At 38.5% G+C, this 23,621-nt stretch carries 23 protein-coding genes; 8 read left to right on the top strand and 15 right to left on the bottom strand.

Annotated features, from left to right (window positions below; translation table 11 throughout):
• Nucleotides 1–134: 134 nt before the first annotated feature.
• Nucleotides 135–1,619, top strand: coding sequence for a sulfotransferase (locus HCZ11_RS16390; RefSeq protein ID WP_130052487.1), 1,485 nt, complete (start codon nucleotides 135–137; stop codon nucleotides 1,617–1,619).
• On the opposite strand, the gene HCZ11_RS16395 is transcribed toward HCZ11_RS16390, so the two are convergent.
• The gene (locus HCZ11_RS16395) at nucleotides 1,552–2,454 is read right to left on the bottom strand and encodes an alpha/beta fold hydrolase (protein WP_167658938.1); all 903 of its coding nucleotides are present in this window, start codon (nucleotides 2,452–2,454) and stop codon (nucleotides 1,552–1,554) included. The two genes, HCZ11_RS16390 and HCZ11_RS16395, sit on opposite strands and share 68 nt — an antisense overlap.
• A 667-nt stretch (nucleotides 2,455–3,121) precedes the next feature.
• On the opposite strand from HCZ11_RS16395, the gene HCZ11_RS16400 reads away from it, so the two are divergent.
• Nucleotides 3,122–3,337 carry a hypothetical protein gene (locus HCZ11_RS16400; protein WP_167658939.1) on the top strand — a complete coding sequence of 72 codons (216 nt, stop codon included), beginning with the start codon at nucleotides 3,122–3,124 and terminating at the stop codon, nucleotides 3,335–3,337.
• 237 nt (nucleotides 3,338–3,574) lie between these two features.
• On the opposite strand, the gene HCZ11_RS16405 is transcribed toward HCZ11_RS16400, so the two are convergent.
• On the bottom strand, nucleotides 3,575–4,429 hold the full coding sequence (locus tag HCZ11_RS16405) for a hypothetical protein (RefSeq protein WP_167658940.1): 855 nt from the start codon (nucleotides 4,427–4,429) through the stop codon (nucleotides 3,575–3,577).
• A 403-nt stretch (nucleotides 4,430–4,832) separates the two neighbouring features.
• Between HCZ11_RS16405 and dsr1 the strand changes: the two genes are divergently transcribed.
• A complete protein-coding gene (gene dsr1 / locus HCZ11_RS16410) occupies nucleotides 4,833–8,564 on the top strand; it encodes an anti-phage defense-associated sirtuin Dsr1 (RefSeq protein WP_167658941.1) in 3,732 nt (1,243 codons plus the stop codon).
• A 289-nt stretch (nucleotides 8,565–8,853) separates the two neighbouring features.
• On the opposite strand, the gene HCZ11_RS16415 is transcribed toward dsr1, so the two are convergent.
• Nucleotides 8,854–9,573: a hypothetical protein gene (locus HCZ11_RS16415; protein WP_167658942.1), complete on the bottom strand. Its 720-nt coding sequence runs from the start codon at nucleotides 9,571–9,573 to the stop codon at nucleotides 8,854–8,856.
• A 536-nt stretch (nucleotides 9,574–10,109) separates the two neighbouring features.
• Nucleotides 10,110–10,268: a hypothetical protein gene (locus HCZ11_RS16420; protein ID WP_167658943.1), complete on the bottom strand. Its 159-nt coding sequence runs from the start codon at nucleotides 10,266–10,268 to the stop codon at nucleotides 10,110–10,112.
• A gap of 234 nt (nucleotides 10,269–10,502) precedes the next feature.
• Here HCZ11_RS16420 and HCZ11_RS16425 point away from each other — a divergent pair, with 234 nt between their 5' ends.
• The 4 genes from HCZ11_RS16425 to HCZ11_RS16440 are packed head-to-tail and all read left to right on the top strand — an operon-like array spanning nucleotide 10,503 to nucleotide 15,403.
• Nucleotides 10,503–11,009 carry a TnsA endonuclease N-terminal domain-containing protein gene (locus HCZ11_RS16425; protein WP_167658944.1) on the top strand — a complete coding sequence of 169 codons (507 nt, stop codon included), beginning with the start codon at nucleotides 10,503–10,505 and terminating at the stop codon, nucleotides 11,007–11,009.
• Nucleotides 10,997–13,069: a transposase family protein gene (locus tag HCZ11_RS16430; RefSeq protein ID WP_167658945.1), complete on the top strand. Its 2,073-nt coding sequence runs from the start codon at nucleotides 10,997–10,999 to the stop codon at nucleotides 13,067–13,069. The genes HCZ11_RS16425 and HCZ11_RS16430 overlap by 13 nt, the downstream gene beginning before the upstream one ends.
• The gene (locus HCZ11_RS16435; protein WP_167658947.1) at nucleotides 13,063–14,025 is read left to right on the top strand and encodes an AAA family ATPase; all 963 of its coding nucleotides are present in this window, start codon (nucleotides 13,063–13,065) and stop codon (nucleotides 14,023–14,025) included. The genes HCZ11_RS16430 and HCZ11_RS16435 overlap by 7 nt, the downstream gene beginning before the upstream one ends.
• 1 nt (nucleotide 14,026) lies before the next feature.
• Nucleotides 14,027–15,403, top strand: a complete 1,377-nt coding sequence (locus HCZ11_RS16440) for a hypothetical protein (protein ID WP_167658948.1) — start codon at nucleotides 14,027–14,029, stop codon at nucleotides 15,401–15,403.
• A gap of 407 nt (nucleotides 15,404–15,810) precedes the next feature.
• Here the strand turns inward: HCZ11_RS16440 and HCZ11_RS16445 are convergent, their stop codons facing one another.
• From HCZ11_RS16445 to HCZ11_RS16465, 5 genes are all read right to left on the bottom strand, one after another.
• Nucleotides 15,811–16,320 (bottom strand): hypothetical protein, encoded by a 510-nt coding sequence (locus HCZ11_RS16445; RefSeq protein ID WP_167658949.1) that lies wholly within the window; start codon nucleotides 16,318–16,320, stop codon nucleotides 15,811–15,813.
• 103 nt (nucleotides 16,321–16,423) lie between these two features.
• On the bottom strand, nucleotides 16,424–16,909 hold the full coding sequence (locus HCZ11_RS16450; protein WP_167658950.1) for a hypothetical protein: 486 nt from the start codon (nucleotides 16,907–16,909) through the stop codon (nucleotides 16,424–16,426).
• A gap of 86 nt (nucleotides 16,910–16,995) precedes the next feature.
• Nucleotides 16,996–17,337 (bottom strand): hypothetical protein, encoded by a 342-nt coding sequence (locus HCZ11_RS16455; protein ID WP_167658951.1) that lies wholly within the window; start codon nucleotides 17,335–17,337, stop codon nucleotides 16,996–16,998.
• A gap of 283 nt (nucleotides 17,338–17,620) precedes the next feature.
• Nucleotides 17,621–18,001, bottom strand: a complete 381-nt coding sequence (locus tag HCZ11_RS16460; protein WP_167658953.1) for a hypothetical protein — start codon at nucleotides 17,999–18,001, stop codon at nucleotides 17,621–17,623.
• Between the two features lie 124 nt (nucleotides 18,002–18,125).
• Nucleotides 18,126–18,464, bottom strand: coding sequence for a hypothetical protein (locus HCZ11_RS16465; RefSeq protein WP_167658954.1), 339 nt, complete (start codon nucleotides 18,462–18,464; stop codon nucleotides 18,126–18,128).
• Between the two features lie 435 nt (nucleotides 18,465–18,899).
• On the opposite strand from HCZ11_RS16465, the gene HCZ11_RS16470 reads away from it, so the two are divergent.
• On the top strand, nucleotides 18,900–19,310 hold the full coding sequence (locus HCZ11_RS16470; RefSeq protein WP_167658956.1) for a RodZ family helix-turn-helix domain-containing protein: 411 nt from the start codon (nucleotides 18,900–18,902) through the stop codon (nucleotides 19,308–19,310).
• Between the two features lie 928 nt (nucleotides 19,311–20,238).
• On the opposite strand, the gene HCZ11_RS16475 is transcribed toward HCZ11_RS16470, so the two are convergent.
• The 6 genes from HCZ11_RS16475 to HCZ11_RS16500 form a co-directional block, all read right to left on the bottom strand.
• Nucleotides 20,239–20,736: a hypothetical protein gene (locus HCZ11_RS16475; RefSeq protein WP_167658957.1), complete on the bottom strand. Its 498-nt coding sequence runs from the start codon at nucleotides 20,734–20,736 to the stop codon at nucleotides 20,239–20,241.
• Between the two features lie 438 nt (nucleotides 20,737–21,174).
• Nucleotides 21,175–21,594 carry a GNAT family N-acetyltransferase gene (locus tag HCZ11_RS16480; protein ID WP_167658959.1) on the bottom strand — a complete coding sequence of 140 codons (420 nt, stop codon included), beginning with the start codon at nucleotides 21,592–21,594 and terminating at the stop codon, nucleotides 21,175–21,177.
• A 38-nt stretch (nucleotides 21,595–21,632) separates the two neighbouring features.
• Complete coding sequence (locus HCZ11_RS16485; protein ID WP_167658960.1) at nucleotides 21,633–21,896, bottom strand: hypothetical protein; 264 nt, start codon at nucleotides 21,894–21,896, stop codon at nucleotides 21,633–21,635.
• Between the two features lie 84 nt (nucleotides 21,897–21,980).
• Nucleotides 21,981–22,433 (bottom strand): hypothetical protein, encoded by a 453-nt coding sequence (locus HCZ11_RS16490; protein WP_055021985.1) that lies wholly within the window; start codon nucleotides 22,431–22,433, stop codon nucleotides 21,981–21,983.
• Nucleotides 22,434–22,514: 81 nt separating this feature from the next.
• Nucleotides 22,515–23,018 carry a hypothetical protein gene (locus HCZ11_RS16495; RefSeq protein WP_167658961.1) on the bottom strand — a complete coding sequence of 168 codons (504 nt, stop codon included), beginning with the start codon at nucleotides 23,016–23,018 and terminating at the stop codon, nucleotides 22,515–22,517.
• A 98-nt stretch (nucleotides 23,019–23,116) separates the two neighbouring features.
• Nucleotides 23,117–23,587 (bottom strand): hypothetical protein, encoded by a 471-nt coding sequence (locus HCZ11_RS16500; RefSeq protein WP_167658962.1) that lies wholly within the window; start codon nucleotides 23,585–23,587, stop codon nucleotides 23,117–23,119.
• Nucleotides 23,588–23,621: the final 34 nt, after the last annotated feature.

Genomic DNA, 23,621 nt, shown 5'->3' on the forward strand with positions numbered 1-23,621 from the left:
TTCTAGGTTGAGCAATCAACCTAGAAAGTCGATACCCCGGATTTATTCTGGATATTTATAGTTAACCAAGGCGAAAGACATTTCGCCTTTTTCGTTTTATAGTAAATAAAAATAACAAATAACCCGCTATTACTATGCTGTTACAGAAAGCGAATCAACTACTAAATGAAAACAAGCTAAAAGAGGCTGAGTTTCATTTTAAAACCATTCTCGATTCAGATCCTGAAAATGGCGAAGCGTTATTTGGATTAGGCCGCATTGCGCTGCGATTAGAGCGTTATGATGCCGCGGTTTACCTTTTACAAAGAGCCTGTGAGCGCCTACCTCATATGCTTGAACCTTTACATGCTCTTGCGGATGCCTTCAATGGTGTGCATTCACCGCAAGATGCGTTAACTGTACTTGAATATGCTAAATCAATTGCTAGCCATAATCCTGAACCGCATTATTACCTCGCCCAGCATTATTTAACCTATGGTGAGTTAGACAAAGCTTATCGCATTTTAAAGCATGCTCTCAGTATGGGAAATTACCCAGTTACGGCGTACATATTATTTGAATTAGTACAGTTTGGCCGCTTTAATAACGAACATAATTACATAAATGAGCTACATCAATTTTTAACATTGACTAATAACCTACGTTTAAAAATGGTGTGTTATTATGCGCTAGGTAAAAGTTATGACCAGCTCAATGATACAGAGCAAGCCTTTAACTACTTCAGCCTAGCAAATAGATTACAAATAAAACTTACTCAGTTTAAAACCAGTGACTTAGTGCCTTTTTATCAGCGTATAATAGAGCAAAATACCGAAGAGCTAATAGATGCTAGAGACAAATCATTCACAGGCACCATTACACCCATATTTATTATTGGTATGCCAAGAAGTGGCTCAACGCTAGTAGAACAAATGTTGGCAAGCAATGATGATTTTGCAAGCTTAGGTGAAGATGCCAGTATCAGTAATCAGGTTGTTGCATATCTTGAACAACAAACACAGCTCCCCTACCCAGATTGCTTAGCAGAGCTAAACCAAGGGCTAATTAACAATGCCCGTAATATTTATATTGAACGAATAAAACAAGCGCCAGTTGTGCGGCCCTTTATGATCAATAAGCTGCCTGCGAACTATCAGTCACTTGGTTTGATTTACTTACTCTTTCCTAATGCCAAATTTATTAATATGCAGCGAGAGTATGATGCAATTGCTTGGTCGGTGTTTAGCAACTATTTTGCTGAAAACGAACCTTACTTTTGTTCTCTCCCAGAGTTTAAACAGTATTTTGATTTGTATCAGCAGTTAATGGAACATTGGCAAAACGTAATGCCAGAAGCAATTTTTGATTTAAGCTATGAAGCACTTGTCAGCGACAGCGAACAAACACTAACAGCGCTGTGTAAATTCTTAAACATTGAGTACAGCAAGCAGTTTTTAAATTTTTATAAGTCAAAAAAACCGGTGGCAACGCTCAGTAAAACGGCTGTAAGGCAGCCGTTAAGTGATAAAGCATTAGAGAAATACAAACGCTACGAGAGCGCAATGCACACGCTTATGCGTGAGTCTCAAACCAATTCAACAAATCAACAAACTGATCAAAACGCGCCTGTGGGTGAGTAAGCATATTTATGTGATCATAATCGACCTTATGGCCAAATTTACGGCCATAAATGGTCATCGTTTGCTTGCCGATGCCCGACTCTTCCATAAACTTTTCAATATCAATAGGCTGGCATAGCGCTTTATCTTTAATACCCGCCACATGCATAATGGGTGGCAGTGCCTTATCAGCTAATGCGTTGGCGTAATCAAAGCCATCGTCTGTATCGACCCAAGGTTTACGCTTAGCCCATTGCATACTTTGATAATGTGATTTACGGGTTTCATCATCACTGCCCCACTTCAGCTTTTTAGCCGGAACAAAGCCATGCTTACGGGCAACTAAGGGTGCCAAGCCATACCAAATTAAATTACCTTGAATATACTTACTCGGATGATGATTATACAAAGACCGTTTAGAACCAAAATAGCCGCAGGCTTTCACATCATCAATCAACTCAGGAAAACGGGCAAACACACTGTTCATTAACACCCCGCCCCATGAGTGAGCAACCCAATAACGAGCAGGCTCGCCTTCAAGTTGTTTAATTTTATCTAGAAATGCGGGGATATCTTCTAAAATAGCCTCAGTTTGACCATACTTTGCATGTTTCGAGATCGCGGGTTTACTTTCACCACGACCACGTAAATCAGCCACATAGCAAGTATAACCATGCTCAGCTAAAAAAGGGGCTAAGCCTTTATTGCTGTGAGTGTAAAAGATTTTGCCATTTTCAACGGCACCATGCATAAAAAACACCGCAGGGCCCTTCGCATCAGTTTTGCTAATACGGCGTAAATGTAAAGTTTGGTTCTCAGCGAGTTTGATAAATACTGATTCTTGTTTAATCGTCACGTTTGACCTTTTTATTCTTATAGACTCATCGTACCAGTATTAAGGTACGCCAGTCTATTTAGCAAAGCAAGTTTTGGCTTGGCGATTGCCACTCAAAATAAGAATCTCAGGCACGATGAGATTTTGACTAAATTGTAACGCCAATGCAGAGCCATTATTTATCGATGTTAGAAATTCTAGTTACAGAAGCCTTTGGCTAAATGAGCGCTAACGAAAAGCTATGAAATGGTGCTAAAAAAGTTTGTTTGATGATTTCTATAGATTCGGGGCTGATGTCTTTATAGATAAAGAGACAAAGGTTTATGTATGGAGCACAGAAACGAAGCGTTAGGGCACGCTAAACCAACAAACATTTTCCGTAAGTTTCAGTTATAAGTTCTAGCAATCACGATGCACAATAAAGTAGGCATTATATGATTTATTGCTTGCTTTATTAGGCATAATTTAGGTTTATTAATATCTTTAAGATATCAAAGCTTGGTATTTCCTTTACTAAACAGAAGCGATTATTTTTGACGAAAAACTTTCTCTAGTAGGCTTTAAGACCTCCAGTGAGCTAACTAACGGATTTACCAGTTTGGTCATAATGAACCCTTTAAATATAGAGTTTTATCCATATATCCAAATAGGTGTAATATTGCACTGCATTCTGTTTATAGGGATTGTTATGAAAGATTCGGAACATGTAAATTTTTCAGAAGATTATGAGTTAAATCGTCATCTTGAATTGGTAGGAAAGTCTAAGTCAATTAAGAACCGAGAGTATCTAAGAGAGCACACCGGTCCAAGAGCTAAAAAAGAATTAGGTAAAAGAGTCTTAACACATGCTGAGTTTAAGCCATATGTTAAGCAAGACAAACCACACTTAGATGATCCTGTTTAGTTGCCATCTTTGCTTGAAATGTATTCTATGCACCACAATAAAAGTCAGTCATTGGCTGACTTTTTGTTATGTCCCGTTAAGATAATATGTATATCAAATAATCATTTCCAGGCTGTAAATGCTTTTCAGCACTAACGCAGAATGGGGCAGTTTATAACTCGTCAATGGACAAAAACGTTTTATAGCCGCCAGTAGGAATTTGTCTTTTAAAGTTAGAAAAATTATTGTTACTTATTCTCAAAAAATCAATTCAGCCTTAGTTAGTTCAATAATATGAATATGTTGTTTGTCTATTTCTGATAGAAACTTTTTATTTTCTTCTATCGTATGTTCCGACCATTCACCCTCTGAAATGCCCTCATCAAAATCAAATGTTTGTGAACTGATTAACTTATCTTTGGCATGTTCAAAAAAATCACATAATTCAACAGTATTTGTGGACAATATAGCTTGATGAAAACTTATTTGATTCAATACAGACTCAATAGAACTGATGACTGATGTAAAAAGTAATTCATCCTTTTCCTTATATTCTGGAGAAGTATACTTTTGCTTGTGTTTTAATTTTTCTAATTCAATCTCTTTTTCTGCAAATGCCCAATACTCAGCCTCCTTTCGTTCGGCTTCTACTTGATGCCTTGGATCAACACCATAAGGGACATCAAACCCGCCACCAGAAAAACCACAGTGTTCATAATATATATGATGGTACATTAAATGTTCTTGATTACGTGAATAAACCAACTCTCTTAAATCAGTGACCGCTTTAGTCACAATATGCATAACCTCCTGTCTTATTGGGAAAAACTGCTGATTAATCCACGACTTATTAGAGATTTTGTTCTGAATTGTTTCCACTAACTCAGTTGTCGATTCCAACTTACGAAGAATATTTGGGAAGTTAGCATCATCTAGCTGGTCTTTAAGTTTCCGCAGTTCTTTGGCTGTTTCTTTGTCTTGCTCTATCTTGGTTCTATAGTTTGCAGTATCGATTCTGCGCTTTAACCAATATGTCGCAACAGCTATAGCTATTGGAGATATAATTATATTTCCATATTTAAAAATCTCTTGGAGCAGTACACTATCAGACACGTTAATAAAGTCCTCTTTTAATTGGTCCGCTTTATTTCAATCTATAAACAGACCTGAATGGCATTCATTTCATAGCATAATGGTGCATTAAAAAAATCAGGTCAACTTATAACCAAACAATTTCTAAATATTGAATGTAATAAAAGGAATGAGGCAAAGACGAGTTATATACATAACCCGCCTCTGGACATTTATGAGTTAAAGCCGTAAATGGCTATATGCAATATACTGTCGTTACATTTGTGATGCCCAAGGGGAAGGTTTACGGCTTTGACTTGTTGTACTTATGTAAAGCCTTATGTGCGAAAAATTATTTTTTTAAGGTGAGGTATGTTATTTTCACCTTCAGATACCCCCTCTATTGATTTTATATGGAGGTAATTTTACTAAAAGGATTTTTGTAATGCAGTTTGTGAATAATGGACCAAATATTCCTGAAAAGCTATTACAAGCACATGAAGAAGGTAAGGTTGTTTTCTTTTGCGGTGCTGGGATATCTTTTCCAGCTAAACTCCCGGGGTTTGGTGGGCTTGTTAGAAGCCTATATGAGAATCTAGGTGTTGTTCCTTCCCCAATACAAGAGCAAACATTAAAGCTAGGACAATTTGACACTGCTGTATCATTACTAGAAGCGACTAGACCAAGTAGTGAATGGAGAAACGCTGTTAGAAAAGAGTTGGTTAATCAATTAAAACCTGATTACTCTGATGCAAATGCTACTACTACTCACAAAGCTTTACTTCAGCTCGCAACAACAAAAGATAAACGAGTTCGTTTAATAACTACCAACTTTGATAGAATTTTTCAAGACGTTAGCTTAAGTGAAAAAATAGAATTTCCTATATTTCAAGCTCCATTACTTCCAGTCCCAAAAAGTAGGTGGAGTGGTTTGGTTTATTTACATGGATTAATACCTGAGAACATCAGCGATTTTGACCTTGATAATTTAGTTATTTCAAGTGGTGACTTCGGATTGGCATACTTGAATGAGAGATGGGCTTCACGGTTTGTTAGTGAGCTGTTCAGAACTTATGTAGTGTGCTTTGTAGGATACAGCCTTAATGATCCTGTACTTAGATATATGATGGATGCTTTAGCAGCGGACCGTTTACTAGGTGAATCACCTCCTGAGATGTTCGCGTTTGGTAATTATAAAACAGGTAAAAATGAAGAAAAAGAATATGAGCACGAAAAGCAAAACTGGTTAGCTAAAAATGTCACACCTATTTTGTACAAAAACCACCGACATCATTATTATTTACATAAAACGTTAGAAAAATGGTCTGAAACCTATAGAGACGGACTGGTTGGAAAGCAACAAATAGTAGTAACGACTGCTTTTACAAAGCCATCTGAAGCGGATTTAGATAATGGATATGCATACAGACTTGCTTGGGCTTTAAGTGATCCAACTGGTATTCCTGCAAAAACATTTGCTCAATTAACCCCCCCTCCACCTATTGAATGGTTGAATGTACTTAATGAAATTAAGCTTGATAAAAGTGATCTACCACGTTTTGGTATAGTAGACACAAGCTTTAAAGAAAATTTTGAGTTTAGACTTTTCAGTAGGCCTCCAAAAAGCGCTTTTTCACCAAATATGTCATTAGCAAGTTTTTCTCATGATGAGGTACAGTGGGATAAAGTAATGAACTTTCTTGGCATCTGGTTAGTTAAGCACTTAGATAAACCAGAACTTGTTCTCTTTATATGTAAACAAGGAGGAAGGCTACATAGCGATTTACACTGGAAAATTAATAATGAGCTAAGAGCGCACAGGAAAAATAGTGGTGACATTTTATGCGCTAATTTAGGTGAAGAAATGCTAACTATATGGGAGTTAATACTATCGGGCTATTGCACTAATTCTAGCCATCGTTTTAGTCTTTACTCATGGGTAGATAAATATAAGGTAAACTATTTATCATTACCCCTCAAACATGAGCTAAAGACATTACTTTCTCCAAGAATCCGTTTTAGTGAGCCTCTGAGTTTAGCTAGCTCTGTGAGTGGGATAAAACGTATTTTTAGGAGTGAGGTTGTTCTCACTAGTTCTCACCCATATTCTGCGTTGAAAGAACTAAATAAAGTTGATAAATGGAGCCATGATATTGGTAATCTATTTATTGAGTTTAATTTAATTCTATTAGAAATAATGGAGTTGAAGAGTTTACTGGGGGAAGTAAATGAGTATTACGATTATTCATACATTCACCAGCCTTCGATCGCGAAACATCCACAAAATAAACATCATAATGATTGGACTGTATTAATTGAGTTAGTTAGAGACTCATGGCTTGCAATGAAAACAACCAATTCCAATGCCGCTATGAACGCTATTATGGATTGGTGGGCGTTACCATTTCCAATCTTCAAAAGGTTGGCATTATTTGCTTTAGCAGAGTTACCCCAAAATTTTTCAGTGGATGTAAATGAGCTACTGGAAATAGATGACTCACGTTGGTTATGGAATACCGCGACACAACGAGAGATATTAAGTTTATTACCAAAACTTTTTTTAAATTTAAGTGATGTTGATAAGAATCGACTAGTTTGTAATATTTTAAAAGGGCCATCTAAATCTTGGTTTAGGAAAGAACTTACAGAGCAAGAGTTTAAGGATATTAAAGATCGTGCTATTTGGCTTAGATTATCCAAATTAAAAAATTCTAGACTAAATGTTGGTATTGAGGGTGATAGGGCATATGAAAAAATGCTTCAAAAGCATCCAATATGGGGGGAAAAAATTAAAGAGGAACAAGAGTTCCCTTTTTGGATGAGTACAGGTTTTCATAAAGGACTGGAAAATAATACTCCTTCAGAGCTTAATAGCTTAATAAAATGGCTGGAGGATAACCCTGAGGGAGGGTTTCGAAATGAAGATGATTGGTCCATTCGATGTAGAAAAGAACCAAAATTTGTTATAGAGGCACTTATTAAATGTAATTCATGGCTACCAGAACGATGGAATGAGGCAATAAACATTTGGTCTGAAAATAGGCGGCTTTCTTATATAGCTTGGGACTCGTCATGTAATTATCTTCTAAGGTTAGAGAAAGAAAAGTTAGTCGACATATCAAGGTCTCTTGCGTTTTGGCTTGATAAAAATTTCGATTGTAAGGTAATTACAAAAAGTAAATTTTTTACCTTTTATGATCTATTAATAACTTTACCATTTGAAAAAGAGATTGATATTAATAGAGATCCGCTAACGGCTGCAATAAATCACCCCGTTGGAATCTTGACTGAACTTTTATTTAAACAATGGTATAGAGAAAAACCAAAAGATGGTTATGGTATAACTTCAGATTATGAGGAAAGGCTCAACCATCTATGTAATCAAGATAATGAAATATATATTTTCTCTAAAGCTATTATATCTACTAATGTTTTATCTCTTTATAGTGTTTCACCTGAGTGGGCTGAAGAGCATGTTTTAAACTGGTTTAATTGGAGCGATTGTAGTTTTTCTCAGGTAGCATGGTTTTCCTACTTATGGTCACCAAGATTGCACAAAGAGTTTTTAATTAAAATAAAAGCAAATTTATTAGAAACAGCATCTCATTTAGATGATTTAGGTGAACAATCACAACAGTATGCTAAATTTTTAACCTATGTTGCTCTCCAGAAATATGATGAATATGGAGTCAAAGAAGTCGCCGTTGCCTTCTCACAACTCTCCGGAAATGCTTTTTATCATGTTACTGTTGCTTTAAACGATGCATTAACGAGTTCTGGAGATAAATTTGATGAATACTGGGAAAATAGAATTAAACCCTTTTTATTAAAAGTTTGGCCTAAAAATCAAAATTTTAGTGAATTAACAATAAATCAACTTGCAATTCTATGTTTAAACACTCAAAAATATTTTGTAGAAAGTTATTCTATACTGCAGCATAGTTTAAGTAACATTAGTGATTTTAATTATTTATTGAGAAAGTTAAATGAAACAAATTTACCTGAGGAATATCCTGAAACTGTATTGAAGTTTTTAAATCAAATTATCGAGGATGAACCTAGAATTATATTGGGTGATTTAAACGCAATCTTAGCTCGAATTAGCTCAGTTGATCCATTATTAATAGAAACTCAAAAATTCTCTAGATTAAATGCATTGGGAATGTTAACAGGTTAGTCCTGTATGGTTCTTCTGAGTTCAAACATAACATTTTTAACTTTGAAGTTTTAGTCAATGACTGTCCGTTAATCTCGAAGCAAACCTTTAGAGCATTTACGTTAGCTCGGAATAGGTCAGAGACGAGTTATATAATAACCCGCCTCTGGACAGAAACAATTTAGCGCCGAAGGATGACTCTGTGCCAAGGGCGGATCTTTATGCCGTAATGAGCGGAAATTTACCGTTGGCTAAAATTTGAAGCGAAGCGGAAAAAGCCAACTGTTAATTTTCCGACTTAATTGCCTTGTTATATTTTTTTTATTGCGTAACTTTCCGCTTTTTTATATGAAACTTGTAATTGCTTAGGAAGAAAACTTAATATTGTATTTTTTAAAAAATCTACAGCAAGCTCACCACCCTTTATGTCACTAAATTCCCATGCATCATTTGCATTGGTGCTAGAAGCATAACGTATTATATCTTCAAGTAAGGAGCGTACCGAGCTAAACGCTTTATCCAATTTCATACGTTCAAGATTACAAACAATTGCACTATTTATATTTAAGCTATAACTCTCATTCGAAGGGCTAACATCCAACAGTAACAATTCATTTTCACCGCTATATTTCCACTTTGTAGTATTTTCAAATGCTTCAATAGCTTCAACAAACGCATTGTCGCTGTAGTACCACTCTGTACCACCAATGCTAGTTACAATCTCTAAATCAGGATATTTATGCTCAGGCCAATATGCGCCGTAGCCACAACAAAATATATTAATATGATGCTTTGAACGGTGATGTAAATAACTTAAGGATGCAAGAATCTCTTTTTGGCAAAAGTCAGTCTTGGGATTGCAAAAAAGAATAGCTACAAGTACATGCTTTTTAATTTTACTATTAATTTCTTCCATTGCTTTAGATGTTACAGGATCAACAGAATCGAAGCATACTCCTCTTATTGGTAAAGATTTGAGATTTTGATTTACTGAATCTACGATATCCTTAAAGCAAATTGCATCGATCATATTTCTCTAACCCATTAAAATATAACAACTTTGTAGTTCACCCATCGCGCACCATCCTGCCGATGTTACGCACATGTATTAATAAATCTATTTTTAACAAATAACGTAATGCAATGCCAACTATAATATTCTTATTAACACTAAAGGTATTCAGAAATAGAAAATACGCTCATCGCTGATTTTCAAAGTACCCCGAATGTTTCTCTCTCATAATTGAAGTACCACGATAATTATGCTTTGCGCTGGCTCATATCATCGAGGTCTGAACAAGGGGCATCTCTGTTCTTTGATGAAAAAATATGAAACGTATTTGGCCATCCCCTCTTTTTGGCACACAAAAACAGCACTTATAATTGCTGTAAAACGCATTTTTGGTGTAGGAGCCCCCAAAATCAGCGTATTTATGGCCATAGCATTCCGGTAAAATGTCAGTTACAAACTCATAAAAAACCAATTATTACCATTAAAAATCATGACCTTGCTATTTTTTAACCAATTATTCGTGACATTTGGAAACGACAAGAGTAAGGTATAATTCAGATTGTTTCGTCTGTAATCGAAAGGTGGTCAGACCATGCAATCGTCCCAATTTTATGAGCAATTTCGCTCATCATTTCTTCCTCTTCGCGCTCATTTTGCGTCAATTTACCCTGCTGCGAGACAAAAAAAGAGCCTCCGAAAGCCCAAATTTCCATTAAACTTTCAAACGCTTAATGTTGTAAAAATTCAAGACCTGTTAACTTCCCGCTGTTCTATTTTGAAAAAAGAGACAGCAAGAATGAAATGGATTGATGCGCTTTTAGGGGGTTGCTATGACTCATTATAAAGCGAACAAACATCGCGGGCGTCACATAATTCGTATGTACTCTCCCAAGAATCAATGCGCGGTTAAGCTAGAGAGCGCTTTAGAAGCCGCCTTTGCGCGAGGTTTGGAATTAGACCCGAACGTTAAAAGCTATGCGAGCCAGCCTGAAACCATGTCATGTGATGGGCTATCGTACACGCCCGACTTTTTGGTTGTGTATCACAGTGGCCGGGGCAAATACATTGAAGTACACCAGTCTTCTCGCGTCGACGCCGAGTATGCACAGAAGCTTAAAAAGTTCTCTGCTTATTCTGTCAAAACCACAGACCGCCCAATTGAGTTGGTCACAGAGCGTTACATAAACCTTGGTTGCACACGGGCTTATGAGCAAATGCTCTTTATTGCTGCGGATGTGATTCCGGATGATTTGCTACTGTGTGATTTGCCGCACAGTCTAACGCTCGGTGAGCTCGTTTCTTGCCTTGCAGAGAGAGATGACGCGCCCCTATCGCTCGCTTACAAGCTGATTATTGACGCCTGGTATGACACAGACCTACGCAACTGCTTGTCGAGCGAAACTATCTTAACTGCTAATCAAAAAGTTCGCGGAGGTGGCTCATGTTCGGCATAGGGATTGGGGGTAAACTGAACTTTGACGACGGGCGTTCAGTCTCTTTACTATATGAAGACCCCTATAAAGTTATTCTCCAAGAAGATAATAACCCCTCAACGGCTCTACCTCTATCGGTGGAGGAGTTCAAAAATAAACTGCAATGTTGTGAGTTGCAGCCGGCGCTTGATTTCACGCCCAGACCAACGCTGACAGAGCCTCAAATTCGTGTGCGTGACTTACGTGTTAAATACATTCACACACTGCATCAGCTCGTAACCGAGCGTGGGCTGAATCACACGACGCTATCGACCTATAATATCTTGATAAAGGAAGTTGAAAAACGCCATCCAGATACTCAAAGTGCCAATCCACAGCTCGGTGGCAAGGGCCACCCAGGACGCTCAACCATCTCGCGCTGGTACAAAACGTGGGTCCAATCACTCAAAGAAGATGATGCACTGGCCTCGAAATCGCGCGATTGCAAAGTGCGTCTCGACAGTTATTCAGAATCTGTTCTTTTGAGCTTTTTATCAAATACATTCAATGGGTCTAAATCAGAGCAAAAGCGCGGGCACTATACAGCCTATTGCGAACATATCGAACGCATGCCGCTTGAGCGACGACCAGCGCACATTGCAAGCGAGCGGACATTTCGTCGAAGAATCGATGAACTCAAAGCATTTGACCATGAATACGAGTCGGCAAATGAAGCACAACGAAATCAGCTTTTACTGACTCTCACACGAAAATACCGACAGAATTATGCGTTGCAACGTGTTGAAATGGACCGCATCACATTGAATCTATGCCTCATCGATGATGATACGGGGAAAGCCACTGAAAAAGTGAGTTTACTGGTCGCTATTGACTGTTATTCACGACTGCCAGTCTCTGTTGTCGTTGAGATTGGCGAAGCTGAAAACAAAGAAAATGTGGTAAATCTCTTTCAAAATATGCTCTTAAAAGACAGTCAGTTGATAGGCCAAGGTAATGCAGTGAATTACGTGATTGATAACGGCCCTGGCTTTAACAATAATATTGTCCGAGAAATTGTAAAACGACTCAAAAGCTCGCTCATCCACACACCTGCATTGAAGCCGCAAGCCAAACCTTTTATCGAGTCTTTCTTCAGCGTGATGCGTAAACAGTTTTTCAAGGGATGGACAATTTTTGACAGCGATGGGCAGGCACATGTTGGCATCCCTGGTTACTATGCAAAACGCACCGCCGCCGATGTGGGTGTTAATCTTCCAAAAGAAGCACGACTCACTGTCAGTCAGTTTAAAGACCAGTTACACCGGTACCTGGTCGAGTACAGCAATAGGAGTCATGGTCAAACTAATCGCTCGCCAACTGAGATGTGGAACGACTCAATGCACGCGCATCACCATGTGTCTCTTCAAGCATTGCCTGATTATGAAGCCATGGCACCGGCTTTCAACGTATTTGTAAAACAAGGCTCAAACAGACTCGATAAACGCGGCTCAGTAAGATTACATGGTCACGATTTCGCCAGCCCAGATTTGAAGTCGCTGTTCCAGCAAATAAGTTTATATAAAGACAAAAGTAGCGGCAAAGCCCCGAAGGTCGCAGTGCACTACAACCCATTTGACGCAAGAACCGTGTCTGTTACCGCGCTTATACCTGGTGAAAATTCACACAAAGAAGTGTTGGCTTACAACCGCGACTTAGACCCCGATGCTGAACGTATATCATACGAAGAGCTCGCTGGATTAAAACCAAAGTCATTTGGGATTTACAGCGATTATGCTGAGCCACCGCGTGGCAAGTTGGTTGGAGATGTAGATAAGCTGCGCAAACCGAAGCACAGCAACAAGTCTAAGCGTTCAGGCACAAAGGCAGCCAGTTTTGAAGAAAACAATACGCGGTCACTCAGCGCCGAAGCGCGTGTCGAGCAGTCACATTTAAGTGAAAGTCAATCTGCATCACTCCCTGATGCCCACACTGCGCTTACTCAGCGCGAAGCTCAACAAGCAAACGAAGGGCCAACAAGCGATTGGACTCAAAGCAAAAAAACCAAGAAAAACAGAAAGAGGCGAGATAATTCGCAATGGTAGTAAAAACAACACAAGATATGCCGACCTCACTTGTCCCTCACGACAGTTTGCGCAAGGCGTGGAAGTTTCTTCACGCTGTGCATAAACTACATCAGCGCGTTTCAGGTAAGCGAGCGCTGCTGCTATATGGCGGCAGCGGTGAAGGAAAAACATTCACTGTAAAACAATATCTATCACTATTTCCAACAATCAAAACCACGGAGGTGCTTAAAGCGCCAGTCTTTTATTGTCGACTCGATGAGTCAAAGAAAACCCCCGACGACCTGCTGTGCATACTCATTATTGCTCTTGGCCAAACGCCGCCCAAAGGCAAACCGCGTGCGGGTGTCTTACTACATCAATTCAAAACACTCGTTCGAGAAAAGTGCATTGAGTTATTCATCATTGATGAAATCCAACAAGTGCTTCCTAAAACAGACGGACAACGCGCGTTAGAGATGTTGAAATTTCTGTGTGCATTAATAGACGCGGAAGATTTGCAGACTAGCTTTGTATTTGTTGGCAGCACGCGTGCAATGCATTTGCTTGCATTTGGCGCCTGCGAAAATACTGTAGACGATAATGAGCAACTATCTCGTCGCATGCTGCGACCAGTCAAACTCGATCGCATTGAGCCTCGCTCTCCCCAGTGGATACGTGTCACGAACTACTTCGTTCAAAAAATTGGCTTCAGAGAATTGGAGGTACCAGACGACAAAGAACTGTTTGACCGGATTTACTTAGCTTACACAGAGCGCGCATTTTCAACCCTTGAAGATTTGTTTCTCGATGAAGAGCGTCCCAACCACATTGAAGACACACCTCAGTTGTTAGCTTATCTCAGCGAACGCTTTTTGCTCACCTCTAAACGCGCAATTAACCCTTTTGATACCGAACAAATGGACGCAGACGAGGTCGATGAGGCCATGCAATGCGTGAAACAAGACTACTTTAAACAACTTGAAGCTGAGGATTAGTATGCAGTTTGCCGTCACACCTTGTTGCAAACCTCAAGAGAGCATCATCGGCTATTGCTTACGCCTCGCCAAACGCAATGGCTTCACCACCATCCGAGACATGTTAAGCGATCCAGTAATACTGAGACTCGCCAAAGGACTAAAGTCGGGCATATTCGAACTCGACGCACTTCTCCCAGATACAGCATCAGTGGGTCAAGCAAGTGTTCGCTGTGTGCTATTTAAAAAACCACACAGCATATTGCCGCGCATTTGCCTTACATGCATTGCGCAAGATAATGTAATTCCAGTCAGCCACCAATCCCCTTTCATTTACCGATGCGACAAACACAATGATGTGCTCATCGATACGTGCAGTCATTGCACCCATCCGCTTCACTGGGATGTAGATTTACTTAATGCGCGATGCACGAATGCGTCGTGCCAGCGCCCCCTGCACGCATGCCAATCAGTATTACCCGATTCACTGCCACCACAAGACTTAAGTGACTGTCTATTCGCAGGTATCTTTGCTCGCAATCCACATAAACTGTCCATCAAAACGCACACGTTTGCTAAGTGCTATCACATCCGGTCAATCATCGAGGACGGGTTCGAATTATTGACTCAGGAAAGGCGCGCAAAAATGTGGTTAGCGAAGACGATGAGTAACTTTTCTCACCAATTGCCAATTACCTTTCGCACTATCCCCATAGCCTTATTGCAACGTCATCTAAAGTCTAAAAATTGGCCTGCAAATGAAGCATTCAAGCAACTAGCGCAATGTGAGTATGACAATGCCGCTGGGTCAAATTGTTCAGTTCCGCCACTATTGACTCATGCTGATGTCGCTATGCAGTTATTCGGAGTTGAATTGTTTGAACTAAAACAGCTTCAGCAATTCGAACTAATCATTACTACCTCAGCCGCAAACCTCAATAAGGGCGTAGTAGTTGACATAAGCCCTGCATTTAACGCACTGTCATTTAACACTACCCTCCAACAGATGCCAACGCTTAAAGAGCTTATGCCGCTCCTACATGCGTCAAATATAACTGTAGGTAAAATACTGGAAGCAATACTAACACAACGCTTAGCAACGAGTTATCTACCCTCTTATGACATCCTAACGTCTCTTAGGGTGGACCCTGATTGTCTATTAGAACTTATAAAAGCGCTAAAATCCCAGTCTACGCTCCAAAAATTAACCCTATCAGAAGCCAGTAAACTAACCGGTTTAACTGAAAAAAAACTATTGTCACTTCGTGAGGATGGAATAATTAAAAAGCTCCCATGGGACCATGATTTTTCTCTAAAGTTTTGTTCGTATAATGAAATTGTGAAGTTACAAAAAGCGCAACTAACTAAGCAAATGCTACTCCAACTGCCACATGATTAGTTACACCGCTGAGTTTTTGAGTTTATTAAATCGACATCAAGAACGATTGAAAAGTCTCTAGAGTATTGATGTCGATTCAGCATTAACAGTTGACCTGAAGGTTGAGGCTAAAACTAATTCGGTCATAAAAGCTTATATCGACAACACTTTGGGCTGTAATAAAGCGAAGCGGAACGAAGTTACCAGCACCGCAAGTGCTAGCAACAAACGCTTGTTAAGTTGCCCCTAATCAATGCTACGGCTTATTAATTTAGCAAGAAAAGTAACTTTGCGAGCAGACTTAGTTTTGGCCAAAAACACGTTAGAGTATTTATTCAGTAACGCCTCAAACACCGGCATGGTGAAGTTGGCGGCTTTTTTGGAACAAAAAAGGTGACAGCTTTACCATGTCCGCGTGCTTTGACTTGTTAACTGCCGAACTCCTTAACCCATTCTTGATGCTGCTCAATAAAGTTTTGCCAATAGTATTTTTCACCAGATATTTCCAGTAATTTTCTCTCAATGACAGCAAGCTCCTTAGGGTCAGTTATGGTATTTTCATCTGGGTCTATCCGCGCGAAATCCTGTTTACTGATGCCATTTAGATAGGAAAGAACTTCAAGGAAAGAAGACAACGAGGTAGATACTAACTCTGCGCTCCACTCACCCATACCATGCATTGCCGTATAAACAGGCAACAATGGTTCGCTTGTATCTACGAAGAAGGGATCTCCGACTTCGGTATCGGTTCCGATAACAACCCAGCTCTTCTGCCAATCACCTTCGTTTGGCCCACTTAGAACACTGCCATCTGGATGCACACTGTAACCTAGCTGAAGGTCATTGAGGTTAGCTTCATCCGCGATGCTAAACCCACTGGAGCCAAAGAATACCTCCTTTAGGTTTTTAGATTTTATTGCTTCTATAATTTCGTGCACAGAAATCTCCTAAAGCAGTTAACGCCTTACTAATGCGCATAAATGCATGGCTAAAATTAGCGACAAAGGAGCACAAGCCTGCTGTTTTGTATCCTTTGTTTAATTACTTTGTTAGCTGTACGATTTTTATGATTTTGTTTTCTTTAGCTATTGGTAAGTAGCTAATTTCTATGCAATTGCCATTTTTTATAACTCTACCTGGTAACTCTTTTTCATAGAAAAAAGGTGTTCTTGTATAGTTGTTATATGAAAACTCAACCCCTTGTACTTCAAATGTTGCTGTATGTCCCTTAACTTCGTCTAGGCGATAGCTTTGAATACAGCCTGATACAAGTGAAAATTCACCTGCATCGATCTGTTTTTTAATATCGATATCTTGTTTTAACTCTGAGTATGTCCTAAACAATCCAATGAAAAAAATCAAACCAAAAATAGTTAAAAGCCAATTTCGTGAAATTTTAACCATACTCAAAACAAGGTCAGAAACGGCTGGTAATTTAACAAAAACAGCAAACAAAAATAAAACAGGTAGCATCCACAAAAGGTAATCAACGCTGGGTTCTAAATTAATTTCAAAATACGGGCTCAAATTTCACCTAGTACAGCTAACGCCGCCAACAGCGGCCGAGCGTAGCGAGGTCCAGCGCACGTAGTGCGCGATGCTGCTTGGCCTTGTTATGCATTTAGTAGTTCCTGCTCAAACCAAACATCTTCGTAGTCATTACCATCAATGAGAAAACGATAGCCTGGCGGTAAATCAAGATACTCTTTTACCTCTGGCAAATACTCTTCTATGTGGTCTACGTGGAGTGGTGAAAAGAAATCTTCGTCTTGTGACATTTCTTCGCCACACCAAATGTACCAACCATTTGTACCGTTTTTAGGGTTATATCGCAGCCCATTTATTGGCTCTTTTCCCAATGTACCGAGAGCAATCCCTAGCTTCGTTCCTGCTTCTGGTTTTAGTGGTTCTACACCTGCCCACTCACATATAGTTTGCTCACGCTTAATCTTCATGGTGCTCCAGATGCATAACATTTTAGTATTTATGCGACACGCAGTTTGTGTTGCATAAATACTAAAATGTTATTTATGTCGTCACCAACATAAAAGTTAGTGCAATATCAAATTATGGAGCAGAGCCAATAACATTAGGCGAATCACTATATCTGATAGCTCAAAGGTGACCTATAGAGTATTTATTCTGTAACGCCCGAATAATGGGTGGATTTTGCTTGGTTACACTTAGCGAAGAGTAAGCGCCAGCCAAGCTTTAAGCGTCCCATCCATTATTGCCTTGTTATAACCCCCACACCTGTGATGCTGCAAGAATTATTGCCCCTGAAAATACTGAAAAAGACATAATATTGATAATTTTCCAGTTTCCACCATTATTGGTAATTATTTTAAACAAACTAAACAATAAAGTTAAAAATGCACAAACTGAAACCCCAATCAAAACCAACATAATTGGTGACCAAGTTATGTTGCCAGAATTAAAGTGATAATCGAAAAACGCAAATGCCCATAAATGAAAAATACAAACAACCAAAATATATAGTTCGTTTAATCCAAATCGCTTCTGCTGAATACCACATACAGGACAAAAGTACGCAACATACTTACCAGAACGAACAGCTTTCGGGAATATTTTGGAGTTACATTTTTTGCAAATAGTCATGGTGTTCAACTGATACTACAGGGTTATAACGCCCTGTTAATGGGCGAATTACGCTTGGCTAAAATTAGCGAAGAATGAGCGCCAGCCAAGCAGTAAGGCGTCCATTTTAAACAGCTTGTTATGTTTACTGTTTCACCCAAACCTGACCATCAATTTCAATGGACACCAGACTATAACGTTTGTAGCCAGCAGGAGAATATAAAACATTAGCGATTGAGCCTATTTTTACTTCATCATTAAATTGTTCACAATCGAAATTTTTAAGCCGCGTTTTAAACGAGTATTCTCCAGATTTTAATTTGAAACTAATTACCAACATGTTGTTAGTTCGCCAAACATCCTCACATTTGAAAGATACAATTGGTAATGTTTCTTGAACAATGTTTTGCGGTCTAGGTGCTTCAGTTTGTTTTAAAAGGAAAACAACAAGAGCAAAAATAATTATCGGAGCTATCCATTTCATGCTGATTCCTTAGTAAACATAACAGCGTATTACCGAGAATTCCCGTTAACACTCTATGTGTTAATTTCCAGAATTATCAAAATACGGTTTTTAATAATCTAATTATTAATAACTTACACATAGCTAAAAGGATTTACAATTGTTTAGGCTACGCTAAAACCGAGAATTTACTCATTCGAGATTGGATATAATAGCATTACGAGAAGCCACTTAAATTGCATAACGAGAATTGCTTATTTATACATTAGCACTTTGAATGCTTGCTTCGCTCAACGCTGTCTCAAGTTATTCAATCTATTAAAGTCGCACCTTTAAGATGCATAAAAAAGCCCTGCGTTACTATATAATAACAACGCAGTGAAATGATACTATATAATAACTTAACCTACACCTTGTTATGATATAGTAACAAAAAGAAGCGTTATAGGTGCTCCTATGAAACTGTATGACGGTGAAAAATTAAAAAATGCACGTAAATCGAAAGGACTTACTCAAGAAAAAGTGTCAGAAGTTCTTAATATTGGCCGTAGACAAATATCACAAATGGAAAATGGTATCTTTGATGGTGGAATTAAGTACCTTCTTAAATATTTATCGCTATTAAATTTAGAATTAAGCATCACGCCGGGTAAAAGCGGATGGGATAACATTGACAGTACTTGGCCTACTAATTTTGAAGAAAATGACTCGCTACAAGATCCATTTGCTTCAAATAACCAAGCAAGTGGAAAATCTGCAACATCAACTATCGTCAGGTCAAATTTACCTCGAATCACCACAGACTTTACGATGCTAAACAAAGAAATAGACTCAATGTTCAATGATGAAGGTGATATAAATGAATAATGATGTGTCACATAAGTGTATATCTTCCTCTCGTGAAAGTTTAAGTATAAACCAACCTTCGAGTGTAATAATTTCTATAACTCTCCAGAGCGCACATGCGACTACCACTTGATAAGTGAAAGTGTTAATTACTCAAATCCCCCAAACAATAAAGGTATACAGCCTTTGTGTATCTGTTGAATTTGAGGTACATCATTAACTATGATTCGGTGCCAGTCAAAATCACCGCCACCAAAGCCCTATTTTTGGGCCACTTCACCTGTTTATGTGCGCTACAAACCACTTGACCAGTAACTGGCTTCATATGTAGCATACAAGTTCAATAATCGAGTACAACACCGCTACAGGCTCAGTAACGCCAGATGGTTAGTGTTTTATGAATCTCATTTTGAACGCCAATTTTATAAGGGATCTCAAATTGAGTGGCAATTTCTTATTTCCTCGAATCTTCAACTCTTTGAATCCAAATAATAGTAGCTGCCTGAGATTCTCAAATTATGTGGCAATCGCCAGGCTTGGCGATTGCCATTCAAAATGAGAATCTCAGGCACGATGAGATTTCATTAAAGAATAACACCAATGCAGAGCCATTTTACATTGATGTTAGAAGTTCGACTTGCAGGAGCCTTTGGCTAAATGATCACTAACGAAAAGCTATGAAATGGTGCTGAAAAAGTTTGTTTGATGATTTCTATGTTACGTAATTAACATATATGGAGGAGACAGCCTTTTGCCATTCGTGGTCTTAAGTTTATCATTGAGTGTGAACAGACGTTGAGCATGATAAATATCTGGACAAAAACGTTTTAGAGTATTTATTTGGTAACGCCGCCATATGGGGCGCACAAATGCTTGGCTAAAATCAGCGAAGAATGAGCGCAAGCCAAGCGTTTTGCGTCCTATTGCCATAATGGCCTTGTTATATGCCTTATTCAAAAATTTTATGTTGTGCCATTTCTTCAGACCATGGCACATAAAGAGGGTATACCAAGTCTTTATGTCCGACCAAAACAACTTTTGCGACAGGCTGTCCAAAATATTCTGTTGGTTCAAATGAATCAATATCCTCAAAGTTAATTGCAATGTAACAATTTGCCTTTTTGATCAATAAAGCAGAGTCATCCATACGAGCATGAACGGCTATTTGTAACTTTTCAAATGGAACCATCGATAGCGTATGTCCACCTTTATAAAACCTATCACGGTCAATTTCTTCACCAACTTGCTTTAAGAAATTAATATAAGCTTTCCACCGTTTCAAAACTAATAGAGTGATAGCAAATAAAACACAACACAAACCTAGCAGAAGCGAGCTTATTACTGTGAATTTCCCCAAGTAATAAAAAGCAGTGGCGAGAACTAACACCACAATTAAATTAAACAATGTCCACTTATTCGGTTTCAACTTTGGAAAATTAATGCGCAAATCTTACCCTAGACATATAACAATTTTATAGTGCGCTCGTCGCGCATCTTTCTGCCGATGTTGCGCGCATGTATTAATAAATCTATTATTAACAAATAACATAATGCATTGCCAACTATAATATTTTTATTGACACTAAGGTATTCAGAAAAAGAAAATACGTTAGCGGAACATTCGCTTTGTAGAATAGAGTCAATAGCATTAAACGTCTTGGACCGTATCTTGATTGCTCAAAGCAATCATTTAAAAATTACTCTAACTTGTTTTGGGGCAAAGGCGAGTTGAAACGAAGGGCTGTTGTGTGCCAACAACTGTAATTCGTAACGCTCCGCTTAGGGGCAATAACACATGGGCTGAAATTGGAGCGAAACGACTGAGCCCATGTGTTATTGTCTCAGGAAACTTGCGGCTGACTACAGCGGTTTGTTAGGATTGTAACTAAATAAACCTACACATGCCTAAACCTAGATCTTTACCATTTCTCAATGCGAAACCATGCTTGAGATAAAAATCTTCTTTCCCTTTTGCCGCCAATAATCCAACAGTTGAGCCAGAATGGCAATTTGACGACAGAAAACCGTTTATAGACTGCATGATTTTTGAGCCTAAACCAAGCTTTTGAAATTCAGGATGTACAATGACATCTTGAACATAAAAGTACATGAAACCATCACCGATAACACGACCGCATGCAATGAGTCGATCACTCTGAAATATTGAAACCCAAAACAATGAAGAATTGATGCTGCTTTCTATAATTGACAGCTCAGGATTAGTCCATCCGACAGCAGCTCGAAGTGAGGATAATTCCTCAGCCATGGGTGGTCTTTCTTCTAAAAAAATTTCCGATGGTGACATTCCGTTGTCCTTAATCCGCCCATTCATTGGTGTGTTTGTTATGCATAGCCAAACTCCAAAAGAGCCATGAATGCAAAAAATGATAGAGCACTTCCAACCAAGTAAACCCTCGCTTGCTTGTAACTATTAGGATTGTCACTTTTATTGAGCATCTTCGCCAAACCTGAGCTAAATGCTTGTAGGCTGCCTGTGGATATTTTCTGCTCTAGAACGATCATTCCTAGATTGGCAGCAAAGAACATAAACAGTATTAATAATGTTACCGTTGCAACAATTCCTGCCGTACTTTCAATATTTACCAAGTTGAATCCTTTATATGTATAACGCCTGCTTAACAAGCAATGTGTTGGCATGGCTTTTTGTGTTGTTTTCCAAAACCATGACAACTAATCATTTTCAGAGATAAGGCGTTTGTTATATTGCATTGCAAACGTTTCATAATCTCTCGATTTTAAGTGGGTAATATTAACTAGTACCAAGCGTTGAGAGCCATATGTAACTGCGAAACTTACAGCTACATCAGAGTTGGTATCTAAAACGACATCTGAACGTTTGAAACTAGTCTGTTCAAAATTACTGATTTTAGGAAGTACCAATGCTACTTCTTTTTCTTTAATAGTGAATGTCATTGATGCTTCTGTGACTGGCTCATTATTAGCGTTTTTAGAAGGATAAACTAATACGTTCCAGCTCTGGTCATTGCCAGCGGTTAGCCTGTGAATACCGAATTCACTCGCTTGCTCAGGCGTAATTATTTTCTCGGAAATAAATACCACATCAGTAGTAGCAACTGAGCACCACGGTAGAATAAAAAATAATAAAGCTAAAAGTCTAATCATACTTCCCTGCAATATACTTAACGCCCACATTTTCGGCTGATTTGGAGCGCAGCAGAAAAGCAGTCCGACAACATGCGCTTGTTAGGCATTCTTGTACTCTTTCTTGGTTTTCCACCATATATAAGGCCCACCAATTAAAAATAGTACCAATATAAACGGCATAAGTAGGTTATCTGATTTCCACGCCTTTTCTGATTCGGCATAGGAACGGATTACATTTTGCTCTATCTTGACTTCAAATACATCGTGAAACTCTTTATTTGTATATATTGGCTTCGTACTTTCTCTAGGTTCAAATAGAACCTCAACTCTTTTCCCTTTAGAGTTGAATAATGAGTCATAAACTATACTCTGGCCGTTAGATTTAGAAGGATAGTTGAAATTATAATTATCATCTACAAATGCAAAGCGAATTCCGTAATCATACTCCTGCACCCAATCGATATACCCATCACGACTAACCAGCTCTTCTTTATAAGGGAAGCCACCGTTTTTTTGAGTTAGTTGAACATAGCTAATAGATATACCAAGAGCAACACAAACAGCAGCTAATATAAGATTTCTATAATATGTAAACTTGGACATGCCTGATTGCCTAACGCTATATTAACGGTTAAAAAATTGTGGGGTAAAATTGAGCGAAGCGAATAGTCCGCAAGTTTTTATCCCTGTTTAATTGCTTGTTAGCTCTCGTTTACTAACTTTGCCTCAACTAAAAATTCATAAAGCCCAGTAGTTATAAAGCGACCATAACTATTCTGAGTGTAACTTTCACCATCATAAACCCGATCTACAACAACAAAATACATTTCACCTCTTTTGGTAAGTGGAACCATCAGATTCAAACCTATGGTGTTGTTTTTTGTTTTAATTCTAATATATAGTTTGGTGTTTTTGGGTGGTCTCTTAGCGGTTGATGCTTGCTCCGCACTAGTAATAGCATTAATTAATAGTTCTTTTGATTGGGTAGAATTTAATGCTGAATTTGTCACATTAATATACTCAGAATTTATCGCTTCAATTGAGACAATATCTTCAAGAGTAAGACTACTAAATTTAGCTAGTTTATTTGATCCTTCTGAATTATCCCAAAAATAACCAATCCACCCATAAACAATATAAGTGACAATTAAAACAACTAAAACTTTCCTCAATAGTCAATCCTTACTTTAAAAGCTAACACCCGTA

The organism is Pseudoalteromonas sp. HF66, from assembly GCF_011806445.1.
GTDB classification, from domain to species: domain Bacteria; phylum Pseudomonadota; class Gammaproteobacteria; order Enterobacterales; family Alteromonadaceae; genus Pseudoalteromonas; species Pseudoalteromonas apostichopi.